Below are 12,232 nucleotides of genomic sequence, written 5' to 3'. Positions count from 1 at the left end.
CTAATGAGCCATCAACAAAGCTTAGCTCGTAGTTCTTGTCTAGACCTGTTGCGCTATTAGTGTATTTGCCAGCATCTTTAGCAGTCACCGTGGCTGAAACACCTGATAAAACTGATTCAGTTTCACCATTGACCAAACCTGTTGCACTAAAACCAGTAGCAGTTTGATCTTTACCATTATAGGTAGTCGATACGCTATTGGCAGTTACTGTAGCTTTCGCTTTGGCAATATCTAATGAGCCATCAACAAAGCTTAGCTCGTAGTTCTTGTCTAGACCTGTTGCGCTATTAGTGTATTTGCCAGCATCTTTAGCAGTCACCGTGGCTGAAACACCTGATAAAATTGATTCAGTTTCACCATTGACTAAACCAGAAGCGCTAAAGCCAGCAGCCGTTTGATCTTTACCGTTATAGGTAGTCGATACACTATTAGCAGTTACGGTGGCTTTGGCTTTCGCAATATCTAATGAGCCATCAACAAAGCTTAGCTCATAGTTCTTATCTAGACCTGTTGCAGTATTGGTATATTGACCTGCATCTTTAGCAGTCACCGTTGCTGAAACACCTGACAATACCGATTCAGTTTCACCATTGACTAAGCCTGTCGCACTAAAACCAACAGCTGTTTGCTCTTTACCGTTATAAACCGTATTTAAACTATTGGCGGTGACAGTGGCTTTAGCTTTGGCGATATCCAAAGAACCATCAATAAAACTTAACTCATAGTTCTTGTCTAGACCTGTTGCAGTATTGGTATATTTGCCAGCATCTTTAGCAGTCACCGTTGCTGAAACACCTGATAAGACTGATTCTGTTTCACCATTGACTAAACCAGAAGCGCTAAAGCCAGCAGCCGTTTGATCTTTACCGTTATAGGTAGTCGATACACTATTAGCAGTTACGGTGGCTTTGGCTTTCGCAATATCTAATGAGCCATTAACAAAGCTTAGCTCATAGTTCTTATCTAGACCTATTGCAGTATTGGTATATTGACCTGCATCTTTAGCAGTCACCGTTGCTGAAACACCTGACAATACCGATTCAGTTTCACCATTGACTAAGCCTGTCGCACTAAAACCAGCAGCTGTTTGATCTTTACCGTTATAAACCGTATTTAAACTATTGGCGGTGACAGTAGCTTTAGCTTTGGCGATATCCAAAGAACCATCAATAAAACTTAACTCATAGTTCTTGTCTAGACCCGTTGCGGTATTGATGTATTTGCCTGCATCTTTAGCAGTCACCGTTGCTGAAACACCTGATAAGACTGATTCTGTTTCACCATTCACCAAGCCTGACGCACTAAAGCCCCATGCCGTTTGGTCTTTACCATTATAAGTAGTTGATAAGCTATTGGCGGTTACGGTGGCTTTCGCTTTGGCAATATCTAATGAGCCATCAATAAAGCTAAGCTCGTAATTTTTATCTAGACCTGTTGCAGTATTGGTATATTTGCCAGCATCTTTAGCAGTCACTGTTGCCGAAACACCTGTTAGTACTGATTCAGTTTCACCATTGACTAAACCAGAAGCGCTAAAGCCAGCAGCCGTTTGATCTTTACCGTTATAGGTAGTCGATACGCTATTGGCAGTTACGGTGGCTTTGGCTTTCGCAATATCTAATGAGCCATCAATAAGCGTCAGATCATAGTTCTTATCTACACCTGTTACTGTGTTGGTGTATTTGCCTACATCTTTGCCTGTGACAGTTGCCGAAACACTTGACAATACACTTGTAGTTTCACCATTGACCAAGCCTGTTGCACTAAAGCCAGCAGCTGTTTGATCTTTACCGTTATAGGTAGTTGATACGCTATTAGCCGTAACAGTGGCTTTAGCCTTAGCGATATCCAATGAGCCATCAACAAAGCTTAGCTCGTAGTTCTTGTCTAGACCTGTTGCGCTATTAGTGTATTTGCCAGCATCTTTAGCAGTCACCGTGGCTGAAACACCTGACAATACCGATTCGGTTTCCCCATTGACCAAGCCTATCGCAGTAAAACCAGCAGCAGTTTGATCTTTACCATTATAGGTGGTAGATACGCTATTGGCAGTTACTGTGGCTTTGGCTTTGGCAATATCTAATGAGCCATCAATAAGCATCAGATCATAGTTCTTGTCTACACCTATTACTGTGTTGTTGTATTTGCCTGCATCTTTGGCAGTCACCGTTGCTGAAACACCTGACAATACAGTTGTAGTTTCACCATTGACTAAGCCTGTTGCACTAAAGCCAGCAGCAGTTTGATCTTTACCATTATAGGTGGTTGATACGCTATTGGCTGTTACTGTCGCTTTAGCTTTAGCAATATCTAATAAGCCATCAATAAGCGTCAGATCATAGTTCTTGTCTACACCTATTACTGTGTTGTTGTATTTGCCTGCATCTTTGGCAGTCACCGTTGCTGAAACACCTGACAATACACTTGTAGTTTCACCATTGACCAAGCCTGTTGCAGTAAAACCAGCAGCTGTTTGATCTTTACCGTTATAAACCGTATTTAAACTATTGGCGGTTACGGTGGCTTTGGCCTTAGCAATATCCAAAGAGCCATCAATAAGCGTCAGATCATAGTTCTTGTCTACACCTGTTACTGTGTTGTTGTATTTGCCTGCATCTTTAGCAGTCACCGTTGCGTTTACGCCTGATAATACTGATTCTGTTTCACCATTGACTAAGCCTTTCGCACTAAAGCCAGTAGCCGTTTGGTCTTTACCGTTATAAATGGTTGATACGCTATTGGCGGTGACAGTAGCTTTAGCTTTAGCAATATCTAATGAGCCATTAACAAAACTGAGCTCATAGTTTTTATCTATACCTGTTGCGGTATTGGTATATTGACCTGCATCTTTAGCAGTCACTGTTGCAGTTACGCCTGACAATACAGTTGTAGTTTCGCCATTGACCAAGCCTGTTGCACTAAAGCCAGCAGCCGTTTGATCTTTACCGTTATAAACCGTATTTAAACTATTGGCCTTTACAATGGCTTGTGCTTTGTGAATTGTGGCACTTAAACCTATAGGCTGACTAAAAGTATAATTTCCTGCATCCGCACCTGTTAAGTTATAGCCTGTTACGATCACAGATCGGATTCCTGCATTCTTATCTGTAAATGTTCCTAGACCACTACCAGTCAATCCAACAAAATCTCCAGCAAATGGATTGATTGAAGCAGTACCATTTAAGGTCGCATTGAACAAGCCATCATACGTTTTATCTGCAACACTTATTCCATTAATGGTTAAAACTGCAGGCGTTATACTGGCTTTAAGATTTGTCGGCTGTAGCAAGTTGTAATTTAAAGCATCTGTTCCAGTCAGCGTATAACCCGACACAATCACATTTTTATTATTGCCCACATTTTTATCAGTAAATGATCCAAATCCAATACCCGAAAGTGTCACTGAATCACCTGACAGCACTGTCACTCCAGCAGTACCCGATAATGTTGCTACTTTTGATGTATCATAGACTTTGTCAGCAACGCTCAAGCCATTAATATTTAAATCTCTTTTCGCGATTGTTAATGAACCTGATCCACCATTTTCTTTATAAATTACATCATCGCCAAACTGTGTTGTATTTGCCGCGATTGGAACACCACTAATCAGGATTGAGCCATCATTTAAACTATAAATCCCTGCATTTTTACCAGTTGTTTTATAATTCAGCCCTGAAGCCAGCGTTCCAGAAGCTATCGATCCATCATAAATTTTGTCAGAAAAATTAGCGACAATTTCTGTAACCAAGGGTTTAAGGAAATGACGTAGTAACGGTGCAGATCTTCCTTCATAAATACGCCAGACTTTTCCTGTACCACCTGCATCATCAATATCCCAACCTGCAAAAGTAGAAATTTTCTGAAGTTCTGTTGTGGTTTTTCCTATACCACCCGCACTGCTTGTTCTTCCAGAAGTAATGGTGTTCCAGAAACTATTTGTGGTTGTACCATTACCACCACCAACGAGACCACCAACAAAAGTATTCCCAGTTACACTTCCAGAAGAATAATTTTTGTCAACACTTCCGCCATTGAAACCCACCAGTCCTCCAACATATTGATTTCCGATGACAGTACCTGTTGCATAAGAGTTATTGATTTGCCCTGATATTCCACCAACTAAACCACCAATATAATTATTTCCTGTCACTGCACCTGTTGCAAAAGAAGAACTTACAACTCCGTCACTATAACCAACCAAACCACCAATATAATTATTATTAGAATATTTTCCTTTTACAGTCACATTGGCATAAGAATTTAAGATATTTCCTGAATTATAGTTCCAACCCACCAATCCGCCATACTGCTCGGTATTACCTGTGACTAAGCCAGCATTGACATAAACATTATTAATCGTGCCAAGATTAAGCCCCACGATCCCACCTGTTTTTCCATAACCTGAATAACTTATATTATTCAGTCCAAGATTTTGTATAAGTGCATTCTGATGCGTAATCGCAAACAGTCCAATGCCCTGATACATAGAGTCAATACTTAATCCACTAATCGCATGACCTAATCCATCAAACCGTCCACGAAAAGCTTGTTGTGATAGATCCATTGGACTTAAAGTTGCATTATAAAAGCCAATTGGGTCGAATCCGGTATAGCCATTCCACTGCCATGTACTACTGGCATCTATGTCTGCACCCAACACATAATTACCACTCAGGTTACCGTTGATCCCTTGTAAATCTTGACTTGTAGTCGAACCCTGTGCGCCCAAAGCCGTAATGACTTGATAGTTAATGGTAGCAGCCGTTCCTTTTTGGGTACTAAAATTCTGCCCAGCCTTTAAGTTTATTTTTGCGCCAGTGTTAATATAGTAATTAGCATTGGTATTGGCTGTATTTTGTCCATATATCAAATTAAGTTTGCCACTGTTATTTGTCGCTGTGATGTTGGCATTAATGTTGATGTCATTTTGTGCATTTAAAGTCAGGCTGGTCGCACTCCCCCAAGTCACATCAGCATTCACATTGATATCACCCTTTTGGTTACCCGTAGAGCTAGTTAGCAATATGACATTACTGGTTGCAAGACTGCTTGCTAAAGTGGTTGCGCCTATGCCGCTACTACTTGCCGATGCATTACCTGAATTAATACTGAAATCGGTAGGGTCGATCAACCAGTTTCCGATTTTCCCGCCCTCAGAATGAGAGGACACTATCGTATTATTATTAATCTTTACTTTGGCTGCTGAAGTTTCAATAAACCCACCATCTTGACCATTTTTCCCTTCAGCTTTAAGCAGGCCACTGACATTTGTTTCACCATTTTGCATATCACCTAACAAAATGATTTCACCTTTGGCATTTTGGCTTAAGCGATTCGCTTCAATAATCCCACTATGATTGACCACGGCTTTACTTAAACTGTCTTTGGCTTTTGCAGTTAAATATACAGCGCCATTGTCGGCAAGAATTGCACCACCATTGTCCACCAAGCCTTTTAATACCCCTTGATCAACTTGGTACTGGGTCAGTGAACCATCCTGTAAAGCAAGAGTGACTTGACTGGCAGCAGTGAGATGAGTAACGCCATTCGGTGTCACAATAGAGCCGGTATTTTTAACATTGGGCGCAATCAGCGCAACAGTTCCACCTGATAAAGTTTGAATACTACCGTTATTTTCTATCGTTGCTGTGCTATTGGCATGGGCTTTTAAAGTATATTTTCCATTTTGAATATCCGCATCGTTCAAACTTAAAGTTGAAGCAACCAAACCACCAACATTCACTTGAGCTGTCTTAGAAAAAACCACACCATTTGGATTGAGTAAAAACACCTGCCCATTGGCATTTAAACGCCCCATAATCTGCGATGCATTGCTATCCAAAACCCGATTAATGGCTATAGATGACTGGTTTTGTTGATTAAAATTAACCGTTGCATCTTTACCAATATTAAAAGTATTCCAGTTGGTCGAAAGGTTTTGACTATTTTGATGAATATTTAAAACGTTGCCATTTTGGGAAATGTTGGCTGAACCTTGAGTGATATTGGCGCCTGTAGGCAGTTCAGTATTAGAAATTGCGGCATAAATCGATAACGGCAATAAAGCCAGCCCCAAAAAAGCCAATCGGATTAAATTTATCCCTGATGCTTTATGAACACCGCCCTTCAGTGCGTTTTTATGGTCTACAGTACTTTGTGAAGTATTATGATTTTTTGCCAATTCTGAAACTGCTTGCCAGCACCTAAGTTGTGAATTCCAAATAACTTTATAAATTTTGTTCATGATAATCCCCAAATCTACATTTTGATCAAATATCAATCATTAGATCAAATGGGGGAATATAGAGATATACCTGAAATTGGGTATTTTATATGTATAAGTTCACGTTTTAGATAAAAATAAAAACGCTGAATGAAATTATTCAGCGTTTATTGGAAAGAAAGCCCTATGCATCAGTTTTAAGCTAAACAAGCAATATAAAACCATGTTGCAATAAAAAAGCACCCGTAGGTGCTGATCTGCTTATTTTCAATCAAAAGGTCAGTAATTGTGGGTCAAACAAGTCTTTGATCATATCAGATTGCAATACCGCTATATCTTGAGCTGATAGATTTTCGACTTTATTGAAAGCAACCAATGCAGTACTTTTAGCATCATCGACAATAGCTGTAGTGCTTTGATCAATTGTTCGAGCAAGCACGTCATCAATTTGATTTGTAGTTAAATCATTAACTGAAGTCTTTGCCAACAATTCATCGACTGAAATGGCCGTGCTGTCATAAGAATTGGTATTGTCAACCTTGATATCTTCAACTTTGTTATTCTCAAGCGCATCTTGCAGTACAGTCGCTATGCTTGTACTGAGAATAGCTGAACTGCCAGCTATAGCAGTATGATCTAAATCTGAAACATTTGAATGGAGCTGCGAAAATTGATTTTCTATGGGTGATGATTGCCCTAATACTTGAGCGCTACTTTCTGGCTCAGAATTTAAAACACCTGACCCAATCGCATCAGCACTTTTAACTGAATCAATATTCGAATCAGCTAAATCAGCATGAAAAGCTGACGTTTCATCAAAAACTGCCATTTTTGTGGCGATTTCTATTACAGTAAATGTTCGTGCATCACTTACTAAACTGGTATTCCCTGCTTTATCCGTTTGTACAGTGGTAATACTGTGACTTCCCAGAGTTAAATCATAAGCAAAACTAAATGACCATTTACTATCTGCACCAACTGTGACCTTTCCTACCGCCTGATTATTGTCATAAATAATTAAAGTTGCTCCAACTTCTCCTGTTCCTGAAATCACAGGCCGCTTGTCATCTGTAGTCCCATTTGCAGCAACAGAACCTACAGTTGTCCCAACATCATCAACCACATCTGTGATTTTCGGACTAGCAGGCGCGGTTACATCTTTGGTACCTGTTACAGAGCTAAGCGCTGACTGATTTCCAGCTGCATCTGTTGCATATACACTGCCGACTTTTGCTTCAGTCAACGCTGTTGAAAGTGTGACAGAATAATTTCCGTTTGCATCTGTTGTTGCTGTGCCTAATAATTTATTTGCACTGTCATAAACTGAAATTTTGGAATTTGCTTCAGCGGTACCCGTGATCACAGTTCCTTCAGCATTTAAATTGGCCACGGGTTTATCTGGTGCTAAAACATCTTGTCCAGCTTTAATTTCTACAGCACTCGACTTATTTCCTGCAGCATCTTCAATTATAATTTTGCCAGTCTTGCTTGCATCTAAAGCAGGAGAAATGGTGATATTGAATTTGCCATTGGCGTCTACAACACCTGTTGCAATCACCGTACCTGTTGAATCTTGAATGATCACTTTAGCATTTACTTCTGCGGTTCCATGTATTGAAGTTCCATCTTTAGATACATCAAACTTAGGTTGATCAGGTGCTATAGTATCTTTACCGACTTCAATATTATGTTTTTCTGATTTATTACCAGATGCATCAATCGCTTCGACTGTACCAATCTGGCCTGTGGTTAAAGCAGGAGAAATAGCAACAGAAAATTGTCCCTGTGCATTGGCTTTTGCAGTACCAATCAGTTGACCCGCTGGATCATACACATTAATTATGGCATTCGCTTCTGCTTTACCAGTAACAATATTTCCTTGCTCATTTAACTGCCCCTGAGGCTCATTGGGTGCAATAGTATCTTTAGTACCCACAACAGAGGTATAGGTTGAAGCATTTCCAGCTTTGTCTTTTGCATTGATATAATAAGTATTATTGTTCAGCAAAGCCTCCGGCAGTGTCAATGAATAATTTCCATCTTTATCTACCACTGCTGTAGCAATCACTTTCTGGTTTTTATCAATTACATAAATAGTCGCACCCGCTTCAGCCGTACCCTTAATTTCAGTACCTTCTGGATTTAATGTTGCAGTCGGCGTTTTCGGTGCAATAATATCAGTAACCCCCTTTGATTGATTACTTCCACCATCATCAATCAATGCCAAACCTAAACCAATTGCAGAAGCAAGACCGACACCTGCTTTCACTGCGCTTGAAGAAAATAAATTTGAAAATGAAAACTCAGGTGTTGAATCTTCATAAGCAGAGATTTGTTGAACACCCGCAGTATTGGCACCTTCATAGAGTAAAGTGTCAAGTTTTTGCAAACCGCTATAGTCTGTAAAGTTTCCAGTATCATCAAAGTGAGCAAGTGAGAAACTTCCATCCGCTTTAGGGAAAGTTAAAGAATGGGTTGTAGTTGCATTGGTTTGAAAAAATCCCTCTAAAACAATTTGCTCACCATTATTTAAACTAATAATCAGCTTATCACCTAATCGCTCTAGTGTTTTCACATCTTGTTGTGTGACACCAATTTGAATAATAGCAGGTTGATTTAAACTGACTGTTTTTGCTTGAGAATCCTGTAGTAATATTTTGTCTTGTTTTGCAGCGACGACTATTCTTGTCATTTATACCTTCTATTGATTTAAAATGTATTTTTTGAAAATTATACAGAAGGTATTTATATATACAAACGACTTAAACTAATTTCTGAATTATTTATAAAAATATAAAATTCAGATACTTAAAAAAGTAAGATAGCGCACAAAATCTTATTTAAACAATAAATATCCAGCATTCTTACTTTTGAAATATAACTTCACTATTTAGCAAATCGCTTGGACAAATTGTGGTGCAGTATCCAAAATTTCAAACCAAGCAGCTTTGTTATCGGTAAATGCATGTGAAACAATCTTGCCTTGAACAGGCTCATTTACAATACCTACACGTAATCTAACTACTTCTGGTAAGTCTAGACGCGCACTAAATAATGGGGATGCACATCTTTTACAGAACGTTCGTTTTTTATTTTCAGTGGCATAATATTCTTGAAATAGTGCCTGTCCTTGAACAATCTCTAAATCTTGAGTCTGAATAGGAGCAATCGCCACAAATGCAGAGCCTTGAGCTTTTTGGCATTGCTGACAATGACAAACAAATATTTGAGGGATTTCACTATGAATTTTCAGTTGAATACCACCACAAAGACAAGAAGCTGTATACATTTTTATTCCTTTATATTGTGAGTAAACACATTTTATCGAGCAATTTTAACACTTATAACTTATAAATAATCAAATGGATAATGTGAAAAAAGTTCAGGATGGATACGATTTACAGTATATTGAAATTGCTCCAATCCAATCGTAGACAATGGTTTTTTATCCAAGTGCTGATCCATTGCTTGCAGAAGTAAAGCAAATTGTAAAAATTGGAAAAAGTTGACTTGCATTGACTGGAACTGATCATGCTTTAAACTCTCATCTAAATCCATGCCTAAATCATGATTATAGAATAAAATATCAAAACTATTGCGATCTAAAAACCATTCATCACCTTGCCCTGTACGACCAATTTTCCATAGTTGTTGGGATAATTTTTCCACATGCTCTGCGAAATACTGGTTTTCCTTTATCGCAGTTTCATAGCCAAATAAATCAATATCAGGGGTAATTTCAGTATCGCCACACTGTTGTAAAAATTCAAGATAATGAGGATCTGAAAGAAAAGTCACAGTACTTTGAATGGGTTGAGTTCGCGGATTTAATAGCTGAAGTATCTGTTTAAAATTGGTTTGCAGTTCAAACATTATTGCGCTCTCAATGATTGTTTTTTGTTCTAAGTTTTTTGTTCTAGATCATCTGCTCGATAGGACTTTAAGGCCTCAATTTCAGTATAAATACTCGCTTGCAATTGATCACGAAATACAATCATATCATCCATGCTCCCAATCTGTTCAATAGATAACCGTGGCATAAATTTGAAATAGAAAGGAATCCGCTTTGGAATAATATGCTTTGGAATCGAAGGAATAACCTCACCCTGTCTAAGCAATGAACCTATTTTGGGATTTGATAATATTTTATTAAACCATTTTTGTTTGAGCAGAATATTTACATCGAAAGCCAAATCAAAAACTTCATCACCACCTAAAGCCACAAAAGGAGCTATTTCATAACCAAATTCCTGAGCCAACTTTAAGAAACCAAAGCGTTGCTTCCAGATCAATTGATAAGCTTCACCTTTGCGTTTAATAACTTCTCGACCACCTCCTGGAAAAACCAAAATCGAATAGCCTTGTCGCATCGCTTCTTTGGCATATTCTTGTACGCCATCAACCCCACCGACACGTTTAACTACCTCTTTCCAAATCGGAATATGAAAATGGATATGATCAGCTAAACTAACCACAGCGATTTTATGCTCTGTAAATAAATAATCAATCAGAATCGGAGAATCTAAAACACCATAGATGGTGTGATTACCGACATACATGGCTGGTTTATTCGGTACTAAATTTTCAGTACCTAAAAATGTTGGACGAAAGTAAAAGCGCTGTAAGCTGCTTATTAATCGAATTAGTTTAGCGTTGTGGCGTATTTTCAAGGTTTTTTCAGTCATGTTGTATCTCTACAAAATACTTTTCAACATTTTTTGATCTTACCATTAAGTATATGACTGCTCCTTTTTCAGGGAAGAGCTTTGAACAAATAAAATAAGTTAAATTTTGGATAATCCCCCCTTCTTTTCAAAGTAGCTGAACTATGCTTTTAGCGACGCAAGGGGGGGGATTTTATAAAATTATGATTTAAGCAACGTGCTTTTGTACAAGAATTGAACCCACAGAATAACCTGCACCAAATGAACATAGCACACCATATTCACCATCATTCACCTGATCCGCACTACGATGTAATGCAATGATCACACCTGCTGAAGACGTATTGGCAAACTCATCTAAAATGATTGGTACCAAATCAGGATCTGCTTCTGCAACTTCTTTGCCGACAATGAGTTTTAAAATTAATTCATTCATATTGGCATTGGCTTGATGTAGCCAAAAACGTTTTACATTTTCAGGTTGAATACTGTTCTTTTCCAATTGTGTGGAAATAATTTTCGCAACCAATGGACACACTTCTTTAAATACTTTGCGACCATCTTGACGAAATTGCTTATCATCACGAGAAGTTAATTCTGAACCATTTAAGAAACCAAAATTATTTCGGATGTTATTGGAGAATTGGGTAAACAAATGGGTATCTACGATTTCAAACCCTGTTTTGCTATCCGTTTCTTCAATAATTGAAGCTGTTGCAACATCGCCAAAAATAAAATGGCAGTCACGTGAACGATAGTCAGTATGGCCTGAGGTAATTTCCACATTGACCAATAACACACGACGTGCACCCGTTTTTACAGCATCGTAGGCTTGTTTCAAACCAAATGTAGCAGCTGAACACGCCACATTCATGTCGTAGGCATAGCCCTGAATCCCCAATGCAGTTTGAATTTCAATTGCAACAGCAGGATAAGCACGTTGTAAATTTGAACAAGCTAAAATCACCACATCAATGTCTTCTGCAGTTACGCCTGCATTTTCCATCGCTTGTTTTGCCGCAATCACGCCCCACTCAGCTTGGATTGAAAGCTCTTCATCTGAACGTTCTTCTAAACGAGGACGTAAACGATTAATGTCTAGGACACCTGATTTTTCAATCACATAACGACGCTTTACACCTGATGCTTTTTCAATAAATTCTGCACTTGAACCACGACGGGCAACAACTTCACCCGCTTCAATTTTTTCAGCATTTTCACTGTTAAATTGTTCCACATAAGCATTTAAACAATCCACCAATTCTTCATTGGTAATCACTTCTTCAGGATGGTACAAACCTGTACCTGTAATACGGATGCCCATGTAAAACTCCTTTTTAAATTC

Annotated in this window: 6 protein-coding genes; all 6 read right to left on the bottom strand. The window is 38.7% G+C overall.

The window, feature by feature from the left end:
• On the bottom strand, positions 1-6,244 hold a 6,244-nt coding region (locus WFN33_RS18720), incomplete at its 3' end, for an MBG domain-containing protein (protein WP_336954537.1).
• 250 nt (positions 6,245-6,494) lie between these two features.
• On the bottom strand, positions 6,495-8,915 hold the full coding sequence (blp2, locus tag WFN33_RS18715; RefSeq protein ID WP_336954536.1) for an Ig-like repeat protein Blp2: 2,421 nt from the start codon (positions 8,913-8,915) through the stop codon (positions 6,495-6,497).
• A gap of 198 nt (positions 8,916-9,113) precedes the next feature.
• The gene (locus WFN33_RS18710; RefSeq protein WP_336954535.1) at positions 9,114-9,512 is read right to left on the bottom strand and encodes a GFA family protein; all 399 of its coding nucleotides are present in this window, start codon (positions 9,510-9,512) and stop codon (positions 9,114-9,116) included.
• Positions 9,513-9,571: 59 nt separating this feature from the next.
• Positions 9,572-10,096: a hypothetical protein gene (locus tag WFN33_RS18705; RefSeq protein ID WP_336954533.1), complete on the bottom strand. Its 525-nt coding sequence runs from the start codon at positions 10,094-10,096 to the stop codon at positions 9,572-9,574.
• 29 nt (positions 10,097-10,125) lie between these two features.
• Positions 10,126-10,908, bottom strand: a complete 783-nt coding sequence (locus WFN33_RS18700; RefSeq protein WP_336954532.1) for a lysophospholipid acyltransferase family protein — start codon at positions 10,906-10,908, stop codon at positions 10,126-10,128.
• A 187-nt stretch (positions 10,909-11,095) separates the two neighbouring features.
• Positions 11,096-12,211 carry a beta-ketoacyl-ACP synthase III gene (locus tag WFN33_RS18695; protein ID WP_004721819.1) on the bottom strand — a complete coding sequence of 372 codons (1,116 nt, stop codon included), beginning with the start codon at positions 12,209-12,211 and terminating at the stop codon, positions 11,096-11,098.
• Positions 12,212-12,232 lie beyond the last annotated feature (21 nt).

This window comes from Acinetobacter sp. AS167, from assembly GCF_037152175.1.
Taxonomy (GTDB): domain Bacteria; phylum Pseudomonadota; class Gammaproteobacteria; order Pseudomonadales; family Moraxellaceae; genus Acinetobacter.
The sequence above is the reverse complement of the archived record's forward strand: the minus strand, read 5'-3'. Positions and strand labels throughout refer to the sequence as shown.

Excerpts from the sequence above, each read along its gene's own strand:
- WFN33_RS18695 (WP_004721819.1), bottom strand. The coding sequence starts at position 12,211 with ATGGGCATCCGTATTACAGGTACAGGTTTGTACCATCCTGAAGAAGTG.
- WFN33_RS18705 (WP_336954533.1), bottom strand. The coding sequence starts at position 10,096 with ATGTTTGAACTGCAAACCAATTTTAAACAGATACTTCAGCTATTAAAT.
- blp2 (WP_336954536.1), bottom strand. The coding sequence starts at position 8,915 with ATGACAAGAATAGTCGTCGCTGCAAAACAAGACAAAATATTACTACAG.
- WFN33_RS18700 (WP_336954532.1), bottom strand. The coding sequence starts at position 10,908 with ATGACTGAAAAAACCTTGAAAATACGCCACAACGCTAAACTAATTCGA.
- WFN33_RS18710 (WP_336954535.1), bottom strand. The coding sequence starts at position 9,512 with ATGTATACAGCTTCTTGTCTTTGTGGTGGTATTCAACTGAAAATTCAT.